We start from the raw sequence: 17,217 nt of genomic DNA on the forward strand, positions 1-17,217 counted from the left end.
GGGCGGCGGGCGGCGGGCCTCCAACGGGACGCGAGTGCTGGTTGAGCGTTCCTCCCGGCGCCGCGGGGAGTGTGGTGCGCACCGGACGGCGGTTGCTCTCGAGGCCGGCAGGCCCTGCGTGACAAGGAGAACGCGACCATGCCCACAGGTCCCTTGGTTGACGACGGTGCGCCGGGCGGAACGACGTGGTGAGCGGCCGGCGCACCGAGGTGTGCCTGGTCGGAGCCGGCCCGCGCGGATTGTCCCTGCTGGAGCGGCTGTGCGCGCAGGAGCGCAAGTCGCCGCTGTGGGAGCGGGTGGGCGTGCACGTCGTCGATCCCGAACCGCCCGGCGCGGGCCGCGTGTGGCGGCCGTCGCAGTCGCCGCACCTGCTGATGAACACCGTCGCCTCGCAGGTCACGGTGTACACCGACGGCAGCGTCAGCATCCGGGGCCCGCTGGAGGAGGGGCCGAGTCTGTACGAGTGGGCCAGGGCGCTGCGCCGGGGCTCGCTCCCGCCCGGTCCCGCCACGCCCCGCGACGAGGACGTCCTGGCCGAGGCCGGGGCGCTGGGGCCGGACACGTATCCCACCCGTGCCCTGTACGGGCGGTACCTGACCTGGGCGTTCGAGCAGGTCGTCGCGAACGCGCCGGCGCATGTGGTGGTGCGGGTGCACCGGGTGCGGGCGGTGGCCCTGGAGGAGGAGTCGTCGGCCGGCGGGCCGGGGGGTGCCTACGGGGCGGGGCCGCAGACCGTGGTCCTCGAGGACGGTACGCGGCTGACGGGGCTGTCCGCGGTGGTGCTCGCGCAGGGGCACGTCCCCGCCCGCCTCGGACGGCGCGAGCGGGTGCTGGCGGAGTTCGCCGCCCGTCATGACCTCGTCTACGTCGCGCCGGCCAACCCCGCGGACGTGGACCTGTCGCGCATCGCGCCGGGCCAGCCCGTGCTGCTGCGCGGGCTGGGGCTGAACTTCTTCGACTACATGTCGCTGTTCACCCACGCCCGGGGCGGCACGTTCGAGCGGGTGGGGGGCCGGCTGGTGTACCGGCCGTCGGGCCGGGAGCCGCGGATGTTCGCCGGTTCGCGGCGCGGGGTGCCGTACCACTCCCGCGGCGACAACGAGAAGGGTGCGCACGGCCGTTACCGGCCGCGGCTGCTGACCGTGGAGCGGGTCGCGGCGCTGCGCGCGGCGGGCGCGGAGCCGTTGCGTTTCCACACCGTGCTGTGGCCGATGATCTCCACGGAGGTGCAGAGCGTCTACTACGAGGCGCTGCTGAGCGCGCGGGGCGACGAGGCGGCCGCCGTGGCCCGTTTCGCGTCGCGTTTCCTGCGGGCCGCACCGGGCCGGGCGCAGGACGCCGTGCTGGACGCCGCCGGGATCGGGCGGGACGAGCGCTGGGACTGGGGGGTCGTCGCCCGTCCGTACGCCGCGCGTTCCTTCGCCGGCCCGGCCGAGTTCCGTGCCTGGCTGCGCGACCATCTGGTCCGCGACGTCGCCGAGGCGCGCCGGGGGAACGTGCGCGGGCCGCTGAAGGCCGCTCTGGACGTGCTGCGGGACCTGCGCAACGAGATCCGGCTGGCCGTCGACCACGGCGGGCTGGAGGCGGCCTCGCACCGCGACGAGCTGGAGCGGTGGTACACGCCGCTCAACGCCTATCTGTCCATCGGCCCGCCCGCCGGGCGGGTGGAGGAGATGATCGCGCTCATGGAGGCCGGGGTGCTCGACGTGACCGGCCCCGGCCTGCACGTGAGCACCGGTGTCGAGGAGGGGGAGGCCGTCTTCGTCGGCACGTCGGCACGGGTTCCCGGGGTGCGGGTGCGGGCCACCGCGCTGATCGAGGCCCGGCTGCCCGGGACCGATCTGCGCCGTACGGCCGATCCGCTGATGCGGCGGCTGCTGGAGGCGGGGCGGTGCCGCCCCTACCACATCGGCGGCGACGGCGACGGCGGCTACGAGACGGGCGGGCTGGCCGTGTCGGCGCGGCCGTACCACCTGCTGGACGGCGCGGGGGCGGCGCATCCGCGGCGCTTCGCGTTCGGGGTGCCCACGGAGTCGGTGCACTGGGTGACGGCGGCGGGGATACGGCCCGGTGTCGGGTCGGTGACGCTGGAGGACTCCGACGCCATCGCGGCGGCGGTGCTGGCGCTGCCCGCCCCGCTGCACCCGGCGCCGGCCGCGGTGGACGGCATTGCGGTGGTTCCCGGCCCGAAAGAGGTGCATCCGTGAGCACGACGCGCAGCGAACCCGCCGGTCCCGTCCCCGGTGTGCAGCCGGACGCCGGGCTGCTGTCGCCGGTGCGGGTGGGCACCGAGGTGGAGGCCGCGGTGGGCGACACCGCCTGGCTGCAGGCCATGCTGGACGCGGAGGCGGCGCTGGCCCGGGCCCAGGCCCGCTGCGGCACGGTGCCGGCCGCGGCCGCCGCGGCGATCACGGCCGCCGCCCGGGCCGAGTACTTCGACGTGCGGGAACTGGCCCTGGCCGCCCGCCGCACGGCGAACCCGGTGGTCGCCCTGGTGGCCGCGCTGACCCGCCGGGTCGGCACGGAGGCGCCGCAGGCCGCCGAGTACGTGCACCGCGGCTCCACCAGCCAGGACGTCTTCGACACCGGCGCGATGCTGGTGGCGGCGCGGGCCCTGCGGCCGATCGTCGCGGACCTGCGGGCCACGGCGGCGTCCCTGACGGAGCTGGCGGCCGCCCACCGCGACACGGCGATGGCCGGGCGGACCCTGGCCCTGCACGCCGTGCCCACCACGTTCGGGCTCAAGGCGGCCGGCTGGCGGCAGCTGGTGCTGGAGGCGGCCGCGCGGCTGCAGCGGATCGCCGACGAAGGGCTGCCGGTGTCGCTGGGCGGCGCGGCCGGCACCCTGGCCGGCTATCTGCAGTACGCGGGGCAGGCCGCGGGCGGCGCAGGCCGCGGCCCGCACGAGGTGGTGGACGATCTGGTCGAGGCGTTCGCCGCCGAGACGGGCCTGGCCCGGCCGGTGCTGCCCTGGCACGCGCTGCGCACGCCGGTCACCGATCTGGGCGCGGCCCTGGCCTACACCGCGGGCGCGCTGGGCAAGATGGCGGCGGACGTGCAGGTGCTGGCCCGTACCGAGATCGGCGAGGTCGCCGAGCCCGCCGGGGCCGGCCGGGGGGTGTCGTCGGCGATGCCCCACAAACGCAACCCGGTCCTGGCGACCCTGATGCGGTCGGCGGCGGTGCAGGTGCCGGCGCTGAGCTGCGTGCTGGCGCAGTGCCTGCCGGCGGAGGACGAGCGCTCGGCGGGACTGTGGCACGCCGAGTGGCAGCCGTTGCGCGAGTGCCTGCGGCTCACCGGGGGCGCCGCGCACGCGGCCGCCGAGCTGGCGGCGGGCCTGAGCGTGCATCCGCGGCGGATGCGCGACAACCTCGACGCGACCGGCGGGCAGATCGTCTCCGAACGCCTCTCCGCGTATCTGGCGCCCCGGCTGGGGAGGGCGGCGGCCGGGGAGGTGCTCAGCCGGGCCTCGGAGCAGGCGCGGCGAAGCGGGCGCGGGCTCGGCGACGTGCTGGCCGCACTGCCCGGGCTGCAGGGCGTGCTGAGCCGCGAGGAGCTGGCGGAGCTGCTCGATCCCGGGCGGTACACCGGGGCCGCGGGGCCGCTGGTGGACCGGGCGCTGCGGGGGTGAGGCGGACCGCGGCCGTCGCTGTCGTGCGGGTGCGGGTGGGGCCTGTCGTGCGGGTGCGCCGCGGGCGGGGCGCCGCGCGGCCCGCGGGCGGCCTGCGCCCTTTCCGCACCCGCCTGTTCTTCCGGGGCCGGTGCGGCACCCGTCGTCCTTCGAGACATGCTCCAGTGCCGCTCCGCCGGTCGCTGCGAGTTTCGCGAAAGGTGCTCTCCCCTGCCCCCTACGCCCGTTCACAACCGTCACGTCATCGCACCAGCCGGAGGAATGCCATGCCGCCACTGCCGCCCGCCCGTGTCGTCCGTGCCGTCGAAGGGGTGCGCGCAGCTCTGCAGAGTCTGACGCGCAAGCTCGCACCGCCGCCGTTCGCGCTCCTGGAACTGGTCCAGGGGGCCATGGTCAGCCAGGCGATCTACGTGGCCGCCGAGCTGCGCGTCGCGCAGACCCTCGTGGACGGCCCGCTGGCGCCGGAGCGGATCGCCGAGAAGACCGGTGCGGACCCCGACGCGCTGCACCGCCTGCTGCGGCTGCTGGCGACCTACGACATCTTCACCGAGCGCAAGGACGGGCGGTTCGCCCTGACCCCGATGGCCCGGGCGCTGTGCGAGGACGCGCCGATGTCCATGTACGGCATCGCCCGGCTGATGGGTCACCCCCTGCACTGGGAGGACTGGGGCCACCTGGTCGACGCGGTGCGCACCGGCGAGCCGAGCCTGCCCAAGCTGCGCGGCATGGGCGCGTTCGAGTACCTGGAGGCCAACGCGGAGTACGGCGCGGTCTTCACCAGCGGTATGGGCGCGATGTCGAGCACGGAGACGGAACCGCTGCTGGCCGCCTACGACTTCGCCCGCTACGGCACCGTGGTCGACTTCTGCGGCGGCCGGGGCGACCTGCTGGCCGGCGTGCTGAAGAAGACGCCGTCGGCGCGCGGGATCCTCTCCGACCCGCGGGTGGGCTCCAACGGCGCCGCCGCCTTCCTTCAGGCGCAGGGCGTGTCCGAGCGGTGCACGATCGCGGACGGCGGCCTGTTCGACGCGGTGCCCGGCGGCGGGGACGCGTACATCCTCAAGCACATCATCCACGACTGGCCGGAGCCGCAGGCCCTGGAGATCCTGGGGAACGTGCGGGAGGCGATGAACCCCGGCGGCCGCCTGCTGGTGATGGAGATGGTCGTCCCCGACAAGCTCAACGGCCCGCACTCCGGGAAGCTGGTCGACCTGTGGCTGATGCTGCTGGTGGGCGGCAAGGAGCGCACCCGCGCCCAGTACGGCGACCTGCTGGACAGGGCCGGGTTCACGCTGGAGCGCGTCGTGCAGACGCCGGCGGCGATCTCGATCGTCGAGGCGAGCCGGCGCTGACCGCACCGGTGCCGGCTTCGGCCCCGCGGCCCCCTGATGCTTGGGGGCGCGGGGCCGTCCTTGTTGCGGGGGGGCTGCTGCGGGGGGCGGGCTGCTGCGGGGGTCAGGTGCGGTCGGTGCGCAGGGGGACCTCGCGCACGAGGAGCGCGCTCAGCAGGGCGAGGCCGGCGGCCAGCGACGCCAGCAGGAAGGCGCCCTGGACGCCCTGGGCGACGGCGCCGCGGTAGACGGTGCGCATCCCGGCCTCCAGCCGGTTCATGCCCTGGGCGTCGAGGCGGGTGTCGGGGAGGGAGGCGGCGCCGTGCGTCTGCCGGGCCATCACCTCGCGCACCCGGCTGTTGAACAGGGTGCCCATGGCGGCGACGCCGACCGACTGGCCCAGGGTGCGGAAGAGCGTCATCGCGGCGGAGGCGACGCCCACGTCCTGGGCGGTGACGCTGTTCTGCGCGACGGTCATCACGTTCTGCCCCAGAAAGCCCATGCCGGCGCCCAGCAGCGTCATGAAGAGCGCGGCGGCCGGCCGGGGGGTGTGGGTGTCCATCCGGGACAGCAGCAGCGTGCCGGCGAGCATGGCGGCCGCGCCGCTGACCTGGAGGGCTTTGTAGCGGCCCGTGCGGGCGACGGCCCGTCCGGAGAACTGGGAGACGACGACCAGGGCGCCGAGCATCGGCAGCAGCAGCAGGCCGGAGCCGGTCGCGGAGACGCCGTGCACGGCCTGCTGGTACAGCGGGAGGTACAGGACCGCGCCGAACATCACGAAGCCGTTGGTGAAGCTCAGGACGGACATCAGGGAGAAGTTGAGGCTGCGGAAGAGGCGCGGCGGCAGCACCGGCTGGGCGGCGCGGGACTGGGCGTGGACGAAGCCGGCCAGGGCCGCGGCGCACAGGGCCGCGAGGGCGAGGATCGTCGGCGAGCCCCAGGCGTGCTTGACGCCGCCCCAGGTGACCACCAGCACGAACGACACGATGCACACGACCAGCAGGGCGGCGCCCGCGTAGTCGATGTGCGCCTGGCGGCGCGGGCCGGCCACCCGCACCAGACGGGCGATCAGGACCAGGGCGAGGACGCCGACGGGCAGGTTGACCAGGAACGTCCAGCGCCAGCCGACGGTGTCGGTGATGCCGCCGCCGATCAGCGGGCCGACGATCATGGAGAACACCATGACGCTGGTGATCATGCCCTGGTAGCGGCCGCGTTCGCGCGGCGGGATCAGCTCGCCGATGACCGCCATGACGCCGACCGCGAGCCCTCCCCCGCCCAGGCCCTGCAGGGTGCGGGCGGCGATCAGCTCCGCCATGTCCTGGGCCAGCCCGCACAGGGCGGAGCCGGTCAGGAAGACCGACATCGCCACGACGAGCCAGCGGGTGCGCCCGTACATGTCGCCGAGCCTGCCCCAGACGGGGATGGAGGCCGCGGCGGCCAGGGTGTAGGAGGTGACGGCCCAGGACAGGTGGGCGACGCCGCCGAGTTCACCGGCGATCGTGGGCATCGAGGTCGCGACGATGGTGGTGCCCAGCGAGGAGGGCAGCATCGCGAGCAGGAGCGGTATCAGTGCCAGGCGTACGCTGTGCCGGCCGGGGCCGCGCCTGGTCTCCTCGGTCTCGCCGGTCGTCGCGCCCATGAGCTGTCCTCTCCCGGCCGGAACGCCTCATCTGATGTGCATGGTGGCCATCATGCCCCGTGCGCCGTGCTCGAACATGTGGCAGTGGTAGACGTAGTGGCCCCGGTAGCTGTCGAAGACGGCCTGGAGCCTGACCGTCTCGCCCGGGGCGAGGAAGACGGTGTCCTTCAGGCCGCTCTCCCCCGGCTGCGGGGGCCGCCCGTCGCGCTCCAGCACCCGGAACTGCACCAGGTGCAGGTGGAAGTTGTGCTCGGCGCGCGCGTTGGCGTTGGTGACCGTCCAGATCTCGCTGGTGCCGAACTTGACGAAGGCGTCGACGCGTTCGGGGTCGTAGACCTTCTCGTCGATGTAGGCGCCGGGGTGTTCGCCGCCCTCGTCCATGCGCAGCACCACCTCGCGTTCGGCGTCGGGGCGGGGCAGCGGCGGCAGGGTGCGCAGCCGGGCGGGGATCCGGCTGGGGTCGTCGGCGGTGCGCACCACGTCGAAGCGCAGCACCTCGCCGGTCTCCTCGGCCGGACCGGGGCCGGTGGTGTTCTTCAGCACCACGCTGGTGCCGGCCGGGTAGCGGGAGAAGTCGACGACGACGTCGGCGCGTTCGCCGGCGGACAGCGGGATGTGGTCGGTGGTGTGGGGGGCGGCGAGCAGGCCGCCGTCGGAGCCGATCTGGACGAGGGGGCCGCCGTCGGCCAGGCGCAGTTCGAAGCGGCGCTGGTTGGAGGCGTTGAGCAGGCGCAGCCGGTACTTGCGGGCGGCGACCTCGAAGTAGGGGTAGGGCACGCCGTTGGCGAGGAGGGTGTTGCGGGCCCGGTCGCCCATCGCGTAGGCGAGCCGGCCCTGGTCGTCGAAGCGGGCGTCGCGCAGGGCGATGACGACGTCGTAGCGTCCCGCGGGCAGGGGCAGGGCGCGTTCGGTGGCGTCGGTGAGCAGGTAGGAGCCGGACAGGCCGCGGTAGGTGTTCTCCGCCTCGAGGTGGTGGGCGTGGTCGTGGAACCACAGCGGGGCGTTGGGCTGCCGGTTGGGGTAGTGGTAGACGCGGTCGGCGCCGGGGGCGATGACGTCCATGGGGTCGCCGTCGCTGTCCGGGCGCACGGCGGCTCCGTGCAGGTGCACCGCGGTCGGCACGGTGAGGCGGTTGCGCTGGCGGATCACCACGGGGCGGCCGGTGCGGGCCTTGATGACCGGTCCGGGGAAGTGGCCGTCGTAGGTGAGGACGTCGGTCTGGATGCCGGGCAGGATCTCCGCGCGGGCGGGCTTGATGGTCATCTCGTACACGTCGGACCTGCCGGCGGTGCCCAGCGGTCGCTTGACGGGCAGCAGGGGCATCGGCCGCCGGAACTTCTCCCCCGCGGCCGGGGCCGCCGGTGGTGTCGCGGCCCGCGTCCCGGCCGTCGGGTGCGCGGCGACCAGGGGGGCCAGGCCGGCGCCGGTCAGCCCCACCCCTGTGGTGGCGAGCGCGACGCTCAGTGCACTGCGTCGGGTGATCATGGTGTTCTCCTGGACTCGTCTGCACGGCTGCCGGTGTGGGGGGCGGCTGTAGTCCAGCAAGGCGCACTCGTGTCCGGCTCGTGCGGCGTGCTCGCGGGGTGCGGGCGCGTCATCCGGTGCCCAGCTTGAATCCCACCCCGCGCACGGTGACGACCCATCCGCTGCCGCCGAGTTTGCCGCGCAGGCTGCTGACGTGGGTGTCGATGGTGCGGCGCGACCAGAAGTCGCCCCACACCTGCTGCAGGAGCTGCTTGCGCGGGATCACCGTGTCGGGCTGGGAGGCGAGCAGGTGCAGCAGGTCGAACTCCTTGCGGGTGAGGGCGACCGGCTCGTCGTCGACGGTGACGGTGCGCGAGTCGACGTCGATGTGGAGGCGGCCGTGGTGGATCTCGCGGGCCGCGGCGGGCTGCCAGCGGGCGCGGCGCATCACCGCCTCGATGCGGGCCATGAGTTCGCGCAGCCCGTAGGGCTTGGTGACGTAGTCGTCGGCGCCGGCGTGCAGCCCGAGGACGCAGTCGAGTTCGGACCGGCGGGCGGTGACGATGATGATCGGGACCCGGCTGACCTCGCGGATCGCGCGGCACACCTCCAGGCCGTCGAGGTCGGGCAGGTCGAGGTCGAGCAGCACCAGTTCGACGTCGCCGTAGGCCTGCAGGGCGGCGCTGCCGTGCCGGACGCCGACCGGGTCGTGTCCGTGCCGGCGCAGCTGGGCGGTCAGCGATCCGGCGAGGGCGGCGTCGCCGTCGACGACCAGGATGCGCTGGCCGGTGGGTGCCCGGGCGGCCGCCGGGGCACCCGGCGGCGCGGGCCGGGTGGCCTCGGGGCCGGGGACGGAGGGCTCCAGCAGTGCCGGTGACGGAATGTGGCTCATGCCTCCCCCGTGGAATGTGCCGGGCGCCCGCGCGGGCGGCGGGCGGTGTCGGCGCGGGCCTTGCGCCGACGAACCTAGGGATGCGTGGTGGAGTCCGGCTACGGCTGGGCTCGCGGCCCCTGCAGGGGCGCTCCGGGGTTCAGGACCCATGCCGAGTCGTGGCGGGTGAAGCCGACGCGCGGGTAGTAGGCGGTGGCGGCGGGGGCCGAGAGGAGCACCACCTTGGTGTCGGGTGCTTCGTGCCGGGTGGCCTCCAGCAGGGCCCGTCCCACCCCCGAGCGCTGGTGGCGGCGCACCACGGCGATGTCGGACAGGTAGGTGACGTAGGAGAAGTCGGTGATGCTGCGGGCGATGCCGATGAGGGCGCCGTCGGTGTCGCGGGCGACGACGACGAGGTTGGCCCGGCGGATCATCGCGGCCATCCGGTCGCGGTCCTCGACGGGGCGCCGCTCGCCCAGTCCCGACTCGTGGTAGACGGCCAGCACCTCGTCGAGGTCGAGGTCGGCTCCGTCGGCGCGTTCAGTCTTCCAGCTCATCGAGTGTCTCCAATCGCCGCCGTACGACGTCGTGGTGGACGAGGAAGCGTTCGGGCCGCAGTTCCTCGCGCAGTCGGACGCCTTCCTCGGCCAGGGTGTGGGTGAAGGGGGTGCCGGTGGCCAGGGTCCGGTTGGCGGCGCGTTGCGCGGAGCGGTAGGCGTGCTCGCGTTCGGTGCCGTCGCCGAGGAGTTCGGCCAGGACGGCGGAACTGTAGATGAGGCCGTGGGTGCGGTCCAGGGCGGCCCGCATCCGGTCGGGGTGGACCTGGAGGCAGGACAGCAGTTCCTCGGCCATCGTGGCCTGGAAGTGGCCGACGGCCAGGCTGTCGGGCAGGATGACCCGCTCGACCGACTGGTGGGCCAGGTCGCGTTCGTGCCACAGGGCGACGTCCTCGAGGGCGGTGGTGGCGTAGCCGCGCAGCAGGCGGGACAGGCCGCACAGCCGTTCGCTGGTGGTGGGGTTGCGTTTGTGGGGCATGGCGCTGGAGCCCTGGTAGGCGCTCGATCGGCGTTCCTCGACCTCGGCGACCTCGGTGCGTTGCAGCAGCCGCATCTCCAGGGCGATCTGTTCGACGCAGGCGCCCAGGGCGGCGACGGCCTGCACCAGTTGGGCGTGCCGGTCGCGGGCGACGACCTGGCTGGGGGCGGGTTCGACGCCCAGGCCCAGCGACTGGCACACGTAGGTCTCGACGAAGGGGTCGATGAGGGCGTAGGTGCCGACGGAGCCGGAGATCGTGCCGACGGCGACGGCGTCGCGGGCGGCGGCGAGGCGGCGCAGCGAGCGGTCGACGGCGAAGGCGTAGCCGGCGAGTTTGTGCCCGAAGGTGGTGGGTTCGGCGTGCACGCCGTGGGTGCGGCCGACCATCAGGGTGTCGAAGTGCTCCAGGGCCTTGTCCACCAGGGTGCGGCGCAGCCGCCGTACGGCGGCCGTCAGCAGGTCGGTGGCGCGGGCCAGGGTGTGGCCCAGGGCGGTGTCGACCAGGTCGTAGCTGGTCATGCCCAGGTGGACCCAGCGGGCCGAGGAGTCGGGGATGTCCTCGCAGTAGGCGGCGAGGAAGGAGAGGACCTCGTGGTCGCGTTCCTTCTCGATCTCGGCGACGCGGGCGGCGAGCGGGACGCGGGCCCGGCGCATGTCGCGGACCGCTTCCTCGGGGACGCGTCCCAGCCGTACCTGTGCCTCGGTGGCGAGGATCTCGACGCGGACCCAGCCGGCATAGCGCGACTGGTCGCAGAAGAGCTCCGCCATCTCGGGCAGGGTGTATCGGGCGATCATGCAACGACCTCTGTTCTCTGCCGGTGGTCAGTAGGCTTCGAAGTACTCGCGCTGCTCCCAGTCGGTGACCTGGCCGTCGTCGGTGCCGGTGGTGGCGCGCCAGGTGTCGTAGCGGCGCAGTTCGCTCTCCTTGAGTTTGGTCAGGCAGGCGGTGAGGGGCCGGCCCAGGAGCTGCTCGGCGCGTCCGGCGCGGAACGCGGCGAGGGACTCGTCCAGGGACTGCGGCACGAACTGGGCGGCCGCCCCGGCGGGGCCGGGGTGGGGGGCGGCCGTACCGTCGAGGCCCTTGAGGCCGGCGAAGAGCTGGGCGGCGATGGCGAGGTAGGGGTTGGCGCACGGTTCGGCGCTGCGGTTCTCGATGTGCGCGCCGGTGCCGCCGCCGACCATGCGGAGCATGACGGTGCGGTCCTCCACGCTCCAGTCGATGCGGGTGGGGGCCAGGGCGTGCCGGGCGTCCAGGCGCCGGTAGCCGTTGACCGTGGGCACCGACAGCAGGAACAGTTCGCGGCTGTAGGCCAGCAGGCCGTCGGCGTAGGCCTTGGCTTCGGCCGAGGGGCCGCCGGAGGGGCCTTCGGCGGCGAAGAGGTTGCGTCCGGTGGCGTTGTCGCGCACGGACTGGTGCAGGTGCCAGCCGCTGGGATCGAAGGCGGGCAGGCGCGGCTGCGACATGAAGGAGGCGTGGTGGCCGCGTTGTGCGCACCAGCGTTTGGTGGTGGTGCGGAACAGCAGCATCGCGTCGGCGGTGTCGAGGGCGGACATGGGGCTGAAGGTGGACTCGACCTGGCCGGGGCCCGATTCGTGTTCCATGGAGCGCAGGGGCAGGCCGAGGGCGCTCAGGTGCAGGGCGAGCGGGTCGGTGATGTGGGCGACGGAGTCGTAGCGGGCGTCCAGGTTGAACTGGTAGCCGGCGTTGAGGGGGGCCACGCGCGGGGCGCTGCCCTGCAGGCCGAAGCCGTTGCCCTCGTGGCCCGGGGCGTCGTCGAGGCGCCGGGTGAGGTACCACTCGACCTCCAGGCCCACCACCGCCGAGTAGCCGCGGGCGGTGTAGGCGGCGTCGAGTTCGCGCAGCACGGCGCGTGAGGACAGCGGGTGGGGGGTGCCGTCGCGCAGGTACTCGTCGCCGATGACCCAGGCGGTGCGCGGTGCGGTGCCGGGCAGGGTCTGGAAGGTCAGCGGGTCGGGCACCAGGATGAAGTTGCCGGCGCCGGCGATCTCCTCCACTCCGAGGCCGGGTTCGCCGAGGAAGTCGACCGCGATGGCGTGTCCGGTGTCGAAGAGGAAGGGTCCGGGGCTGAAGTTCATGCCGTTGCGCAGGACCGAGCGGAAGGCGTTCGCGGTCAGTGTCTTGGAGCGGGCCAGGCCGTGCGGGTCGGGGAAGACCAGGCGGACGAGGTCGAGGCCGGCGAGGTCGGCCTCGATCCGTTCGGCGGCGGCGAACTGCTCCGGGGTCCACAGGCCGTGGTCGGAGACGAAGGAGGGGGTGCCGACGGCGTCCTCGGGTGAGACCGGGTGCCATGACCGGGTGTACATGGTGTCAGAGGGTCCTTTCGGTGGCGGGGACGAGCTCGTGCCGGGCGCGGGGCGGGGGCAGCGTTCCCAGCTCCGCCTCCAGCCGGTGAGCGACCTTGAGGACCAGGTCGTCGGCCCCGACGGGTCCGACGAGCTGCACCCCGGCCGGCAGCCCGGAGCCGGTCAGGCCGGCCGGGAGGGTGACGGCGGGCTGGCCGGTCATGTTGAAGGGGTACGAGGCGGGTGACCAGGCCAGCCAGAGCAGGTCGCGGGGGTCGGCCGCCCACGTCGGTCCGATGGCCCGCACGTCGAAGGGTTCGATGGGGACGGTGGCCATGGCCAGCAGGCCGTAGCGGCTCATCACCGAGCGCAGTCGGGTGCGCAGGCCCTGGCGGACCTCCTCGGCCCGCATCAGGGCGGCGGCGCTGAGGGTGCGTCCGTAGCGGACGATCTCGAGTCGGCCGGGGTCGCAGGCGTGCTCGTCCTGTTCCGGGGTGCCGGCCGCCTCGGCCGCGGCGAGGATGTCGACGAGGGCGGGGTAGAGGTCGTCGCAGCGCACGTGGACCCGTTCGACCTGGTGTCCCTGGCCGGTCAGGGCGTCCATGGCCTGTTCGGTGACCTTGCGGATCTCGTCGGTGGTGCCGTCGTACTCGATCCATCCGATGCGCCGGCTGCGGCTGTCGCGGGGCAGGTCGATGGAGCCGAGCCCGGAGTCGGGGTCGGCCGGGTGCGGTCCGGTGATGACGGCGGCCAGTGCGGCCGCGTCGGCGACGGTGCGGGCCAGGGTTCCCTGGTGGGCGAGGCGGTCGACGCCGTTGGGGACGTAGGGGACCTTGCCGTAGGAGGGTTTGTAGCCGGCCACTCCGCAGAACGCCGCGGGGATGCGGATGGAGCCGGCTCCGTCGGTGCCCAGGGCGCCTTCGCCCAGGCCGGTGGCCACGGCGGCGGCGGCGCCGCCGCTGGAGCCGCCGGCGGTGAGGTGCGGCGCGTAGGGGTTGGCGGTGGGGGGTGCGACGCGGCCGAGGGTGGCGGCGCTCCAGCCGTACTCGGAGGTGGTGGTCTTGCCGATGACGACGGCGCCGGCCTTGCGCAGCCGGGCGACGGCCGGGGCGTCCTGGCGGGGGCGCCGGTTGGTGAGCAGGGAGCCGCGGGTGGTGGGCAGGTCGCGGGTCTGCAGGAGGTCCTTGACGGAGACGGTGACGCCGAGCAGCGGGGCGGTGCGCCAGGCGTCGTCTCCGTGGGCGCGGATGCGCCGGTCGGCGTGTTCGGCGGCTTGGAGGGCCTCCTCGCCCGCGGCGGTGACGAACGCGCCCAGGGTGTCGCGTTCGCGGACGGCGGTCAGGACGGACGTCACGTGTTCGACGACGGTGATCTCCCCGCGGCGCAGGCGCGCGGTGAGTTCGCCGATGCCGGGGGCCGTCATCGGGTGGTGTCCGGGGGGCCGGGGCGGGCGGTGTCGGTGCCGGTGATGGTGCGCCAGTGCCATCCGGCGTCGAAGGCGGTGACCTCGACGGGTGTGCCGTCGGCGGTGAGCCGGGCGGCCAGGTGGGTGGCGGTGGCGAGGAGGCGGGAGGCGCGGTGGGCGGCGAGCAGGTCCGCCTCCGTGAAGGGGGTGCCGGCGCAGCGCAGCAGGCGCAGGTCGACGAAGCCGTTGAAGGTGCGTCCGGCGATCTCGACGGGCTGGGGGGAACGGATGGAGAAGCGCACCTTGTTGGTGACGTGGCCGTGGTGGTGCTGGTCGGAGAAGAACGCGACGTCGGGGAGGGTCGGCGGCACGAAGTGGTCGCGGGCCAGCACGGCGGGGTGGCGGGGCAGGTTGCCGGGGACGAAGTGCCAGGAGTTGTACTGCATGCGGGAGGACATCGCCCAGGCCGCGTCGGCCGTGGCCGGGAGCGAGCCGTCGAAGTGGGTGCGGGCCCGGGGGTGGGGCACCACGCAGCAGAAGTAGCGGGTGATGTCCCAGTCGCAGATCCGCGCCCAGCTCTCCGTGCGCAGGGCGCTGATCAGGGCGGGCAGTGAGCGCATTCCGCGGCTCATGGCGAAGTCGGCGGCGAAGACCTCGGCGGCGGCCGTCACGGTCTCGTGCACCAGGGCTTCGAGGCCGGTGGCGAACGCGCCGTGGGGCCGGGCGAGCCAGGTGGGGGCGGCGGCGGCGCTGCGGCCGAGTTCGTCGAGGGTGGCGCCGCGCAGCGGGAGGCGCTCGGCCAGGTGCGCGCTGATCTTTTCGTCGCGGCGCCGTGCGCCGGCGGTGTCGGTGGCGATGCGTTCCACCTTGTGCATCAGCGCGCCGTGGATCTCGCGGTAGAGCGGGGCCTGCTCGATCACCTGCCGGCGGCGGGCGCCGAGGGCTTCGGCGAGGGTTTTGAGGTCCTCCACGCCGTGCGAGGCGGCGGGGTGGACGGGGTCGCCGGGGACGCTGTTGTAGGAGCGGCGCACCCGTTCCAGCATGGCCGCGACGTGGTCCACGCCCAGTTGGGTGCCGTTGGCCTCCTCGATCCGGCCGAAGCCGGCCGAGCGGATGAGGAGGGTGAGGCCGACCACCAGCTGGACGTCGTTGTCCGACCACAGTTCCAGGGGCAGTTGCTGCAGGCTGCTGAGGGCGCAGTCGGGGTGTCCGGGCCACAGGGTCTTGCCGGTGAGGTTGTTCTGGTCGCGGAAGTTGGTGTACTGGCGGTGCTCCTGGTAGAGCACGAAGGGGGCGGTGCGCAGGGCCGCTTCCTTGGCCTGTTCCAGGAGTTCGTCGCGGCCCTTGTCGCCCTGGCGGTCCAGCCAGGTGCGGCAGTCGGCGATCGTGCGGGCGGTGCGGGCGGCCGCGCGGTTCATCTCGGCGTGGTAGGTGCGGGCGGCCTGCAGCGACCACGGCACGCGCAGCACGCCGCCGACCAGTTCCCGCCGGTCGAGGGGGCCTTGTGCGGGGGTGCGCAGGACGATGCGGCCGCTGGTGGCCAGGGCCAGTTCGCCGGTGAACACCGGTTCCTCGTCGGCCGTCTCGACGAGGTCGGCGGCCGGCGCGGTGCCGGTGCCGGGTGGGTCGGCGGGGGGGCTGTCGGGGCGCCAGGTGAGCTGCCACAGGGCTTTGAGGGCGGCCTGGTCGCGGGTGCTCAGGGCGCGCAGCTGGACGTCGGCGGGGACGTGTCCGTCGAGGCTGAGCAGGATGTCCACGGAGGTGCGCACATCGGGGGCGGTGCGGGCCTGTTCCCAGACGCGGGTGAGGAGTGCGGGGAATCCGGCGTGGGGCTCGCGGGTGCGGTCGGGTCCCGGTGCGGTGCCCGCGGGCGTGCCGAGCCTGCTGGGGCGGCGGCTGATGCGCTTTCTGGCGTTGGCGGCGCGGCGGCTCTCGCGCTCCGCGGACCCGCTCACGAGGGGCTCGCGGACAGGTCGACGTGGCTCCACAGGCCGGCGTCGGTGGGGGTCCAGTCCTCGTCGACGTAGATGCAGTCGACGGGGCACTCGAGCACGCAGGCGGGGCAGCCCGAGCACAGTTCGGGAATGATGACGACGTCCAGGCCGCGGTCGAATATGGCGCCGAACTCCTCGGGACAACTGCGCAGGCAGCTGTCGCAGGTGATGCACTCGGAGGTTTCTATGCGGCGCGGTGGTTTCTTCCAGTTCTCGCCGCGAGTCCGCGCGGCGATCCGCTCGGAACGGGCGGATCGCGCCGCCGACAATGCGTTCTCGCTCACGGACACTCACCCTTCGGGTCGGTTCGGCACGACCATCACTGCCGCCCACATCGTTACGGCGTCGTCTCGATGACTCCATGAGCTTCGGTGGTGGCGTGCTGGACCGTTGTTCAACCGGCGAATTGCCCGGTTGAACAGCGGCGTCCGGTGGATACCGTCGTCGGGGGGAAACCGCCCGGGCCCCACCGACCACGAACAGGAGCAGCCGCGATGCCTGCGACGCCGGCGCCGAAACTCATGACGTTCCTGGCCTTCAGAAGTGACGCCGAGGAGGCGCTGCAGTTCTACACCTCGCTCTTCGACAACAGTGAGGTGCACCGGATGATCCGGGCCCGGGCCGGCGAGGCGGGGTGGGAGGAGGGAACGCTGCAGCACGCCCTTTTCACGCTCGACGGGCAGATGTTCATGTGCACGAACATGCCGCCGCCGGGGGCGGTGGGATACGACCTGGCGCCGTGGGAGTCGTATACGTTCTCCCCGGCGACGGCGATATACGTGCAGTGCGGATCGGAAAGCGAATTCGACCGGCTCTACACGGCGCTTTCCGAGAAGGGTGAGGTCATCATGCCGGCGGGGGCGTATGAATTCAGTGCCCGGTTCGCGTGGTTGACCGACCGGTTCAACGTGGCGTGGCGGCTCAATCTGGTGCCGTCGCGGCGGGCCCGCCGGCAGTGAGCCGCCCGCCGCACGGGTCAGGCCCGGTCCACCGTGCGGTGGGCCGGGCCTGACCGGTGTCGGGGGCCGGTCAGCCCCAGGCGCCGGCGATCTGCTTGGTGGTGACGTTCAGGCGGTTGAAGAAGTTGGTCAGGGCGACCATCAGGGTGAGGGCGGCGAGGCCCTTGTCGTCGTAGTGGGCGGCGGCGCGCTCCCAGACGTCGTCCGGCACCGGGTCGCTGCGGTCCGCGAGGCGGGTGGCGGCCTCGGCCAGTTCCAGCGCGGCCCGCTCGGCGTCGGTGAAGTAGGACGTCTCGCGCCAGGCGGCGACGGCGAACAGGCGCTCCTCGGTCTCGCCGGCCTTGCGGGCGCCGCGGGCACCGGAGTCCACGCAGGGGCTGCAGCCGTTGATCTGGCTCGCGCGCAGGTGGACCAGGTCGAGGGTCGTCTTGGAGACGCCGCCGGAGTAGATGGCCTTGTACATCTCCTGGATGGGCTGCGTGGCCCCGAGGATCATCGCCGGGTTCTGCAGGCGCGCTTCCATGGTCATTCCTCTCATCGATCAATATCCGACGCCGCTGGCAGGCGGGGTCACTTCTATG

The 17,217-nt window shown here is 73.6% G+C and carries 14 protein-coding genes; 4 read left to right on the forward strand and 10 right to left on the reverse strand.

Features of this window, described 5'->3' with window-relative positions; translation table 11 throughout:
• Positions 1-188 precede the first annotated feature (188 nt).
• From AB0N31_RS05205 to AB0N31_RS05215, 3 genes are all read left to right on the forward strand, one after another.
• Entirely contained in the window at positions 189-2,207 is a 2,019-nt protein-coding gene (locus AB0N31_RS05205) for an FAD/NAD(P)-binding protein (protein WP_366056983.1), read from the forward strand.
• On the forward strand, positions 2,204-3,631 hold the full coding sequence (pcaB, locus tag AB0N31_RS05210; protein WP_366056984.1) for a 3-carboxy-cis,cis-muconate cycloisomerase: 1,428 nt from the start codon (positions 2,204-2,206) through the stop codon (positions 3,629-3,631). The genes AB0N31_RS05205 and pcaB overlap by 4 nt, the downstream gene beginning before the upstream one ends.
• Before the next feature lie 266 nt (positions 3,632-3,897).
• Positions 3,898-4,983: a methyltransferase gene (locus AB0N31_RS05215; protein WP_366056985.1), complete on the forward strand. Its 1,086-nt coding sequence runs from the start codon at positions 3,898-3,900 to the stop codon at positions 4,981-4,983.
• Positions 4,984-5,086: 103 nt separating this feature from the next.
• Here the strand turns inward: AB0N31_RS05215 and AB0N31_RS05220 are convergent, their stop codons facing one another.
• The 9 genes from AB0N31_RS05220 to AB0N31_RS05260 all read right to left on the reverse strand — a co-directional run bounded on the left by AB0N31_RS05220 (position 5,087) and on the right by AB0N31_RS05260 (position 15,961).
• Entirely contained in the window at positions 5,087-6,604 is a 1,518-nt protein-coding gene (locus AB0N31_RS05220) for an MDR family MFS transporter (protein ID WP_366056986.1), read from the reverse strand.
• Positions 6,605-6,631: 27 nt separating this feature from the next.
• Positions 6,632-8,089, reverse strand: coding sequence for a multicopper oxidase domain-containing protein (locus AB0N31_RS05225; RefSeq protein ID WP_366056987.1), 1,458 nt, complete (start codon positions 8,087-8,089; stop codon positions 6,632-6,634).
• A 109-nt stretch (positions 8,090-8,198) separates the two neighbouring features.
• Positions 8,199-8,960, reverse strand: coding sequence for a response regulator transcription factor (locus AB0N31_RS05230; RefSeq protein ID WP_366056988.1), 762 nt, complete (start codon positions 8,958-8,960; stop codon positions 8,199-8,201).
• A 98-nt stretch (positions 8,961-9,058) separates the two neighbouring features.
• Positions 9,059-9,496 carry a GNAT family N-acetyltransferase gene (locus AB0N31_RS05235; RefSeq protein ID WP_366056989.1) on the reverse strand — a complete coding sequence of 146 codons (438 nt, stop codon included), beginning with the start codon at positions 9,494-9,496 and terminating at the stop codon, positions 9,059-9,061.
• Positions 9,480-10,769, reverse strand: coding sequence for an adenylosuccinate lyase (gene purB, locus AB0N31_RS05240; RefSeq protein WP_366056990.1), 1,290 nt, complete (start codon positions 10,767-10,769; stop codon positions 9,480-9,482). The genes AB0N31_RS05235 and purB overlap by 17 nt, the downstream gene beginning before the upstream one ends.
• Positions 10,770-10,796: 27 nt before the next feature.
• Positions 10,797-12,299: a glutamine synthetase family protein gene (locus AB0N31_RS05245; protein ID WP_366056991.1), complete on the reverse strand. Its 1,503-nt coding sequence runs from the start codon at positions 12,297-12,299 to the stop codon at positions 10,797-10,799.
• A gap of 4 nt (positions 12,300-12,303) precedes the next feature.
• Positions 12,304-13,701 (reverse strand): amidase family protein, encoded by a 1,398-nt coding sequence (locus AB0N31_RS05250; RefSeq protein WP_366056992.1) that lies wholly within the window; start codon positions 13,699-13,701, stop codon positions 12,304-12,306.
• Positions 13,698-15,638, reverse strand: a complete 1,941-nt coding sequence (locus tag AB0N31_RS05255) for a hypothetical protein (protein ID WP_366056993.1) — start codon at positions 15,636-15,638, stop codon at positions 13,698-13,700. Before AB0N31_RS05255 ends, AB0N31_RS05250 begins: the two co-directional genes overlap by 4 nt.
• Positions 15,635-15,961 (reverse strand): 4Fe-4S dicluster-binding protein, encoded by a 327-nt coding sequence (locus tag AB0N31_RS05260; protein WP_366056994.1) that lies wholly within the window; start codon positions 15,959-15,961, stop codon positions 15,635-15,637. Before AB0N31_RS05260 ends, AB0N31_RS05255 begins: the two co-directional genes overlap by 4 nt.
• A gap of 210 nt (positions 15,962-16,171) precedes the next feature.
• On the opposite strand from AB0N31_RS05260, the gene AB0N31_RS05265 reads away from it, so the two are divergent.
• On the forward strand, positions 16,172-16,636 hold the full coding sequence (locus AB0N31_RS05265; RefSeq protein ID WP_366056995.1) for a VOC family protein: 465 nt from the start codon (positions 16,172-16,174) through the stop codon (positions 16,634-16,636).
• Positions 16,637-16,706: 70 nt separating this feature from the next.
• Here AB0N31_RS05265 and AB0N31_RS05270 read toward each other — a convergent pair whose 3' ends face one another.
• Positions 16,707-17,159, reverse strand: coding sequence for a carboxymuconolactone decarboxylase family protein (locus tag AB0N31_RS05270; protein ID WP_366056996.1), 453 nt, complete (start codon positions 17,157-17,159; stop codon positions 16,707-16,709).
• Positions 17,160-17,217: the final 58 nt, after the last annotated feature.

It is taken from the genome of Streptomyces sp. NPDC051051, assembly GCF_040682975.1.
GTDB lineage: Bacteria > Actinomycetota > Actinomycetes > Streptomycetales > Streptomycetaceae > Streptomyces.

Bases quoted from the DNA above. Each gene is read 5' to 3' on its own strand.
- AB0N31_RS05235 (WP_366056989.1), bottom strand. From the start codon at position 9,496: ATGAGCTGGAAGACTGAACGCGCCGACGGAGCCGACCTCGACCTCGAC.
- AB0N31_RS05225 (WP_366056987.1), bottom strand. From the start codon at position 8,089: ATGATCACCCGACGCAGTGCACTGAGCGTCGCGCTCGCCACCACAGGG.
- AB0N31_RS05245 (WP_366056991.1), bottom strand. From the start codon at position 12,299: ATGTACACCCGGTCATGGCACCCGGTCTCACCCGAGGACGCCGTCGGC.
- AB0N31_RS05230 (WP_366056988.1), bottom strand. From the start codon at position 8,960: ATGAGCCACATTCCGTCACCGGCACTGCTGGAGCCCTCCGTCCCCGGC.
- AB0N31_RS05265 (WP_366056995.1), top strand. From the start codon at position 16,172: ATGCCTGCGACGCCGGCGCCGAAACTCATGACGTTCCTGGCCTTCAGA.
- AB0N31_RS05250 (WP_366056992.1), bottom strand. From the start codon at position 13,701: ATGACGGCCCCCGGCATCGGCGAACTCACCGCGCGCCTGCGCCGCGGG.
- AB0N31_RS05220 (WP_366056986.1), bottom strand. From the start codon at position 6,604: ATGGGCGCGACGACCGGCGAGACCGAGGAGACCAGGCGCGGCCCCGGC.
- purB (WP_366056990.1), bottom strand. From the start codon at position 10,769: ATGATCGCCCGATACACCCTGCCCGAGATGGCGGAGCTCTTCTGCGAC.
- AB0N31_RS05270 (WP_366056996.1), bottom strand. From the start codon at position 17,159: ATGGAAGCGCGCCTGCAGAACCCGGCGATGATCCTCGGGGCCACGCAG.
- AB0N31_RS05215 (WP_366056985.1), top strand. From the start codon at position 3,898: ATGCCGCCACTGCCGCCCGCCCGTGTCGTCCGTGCCGTCGAAGGGGTG.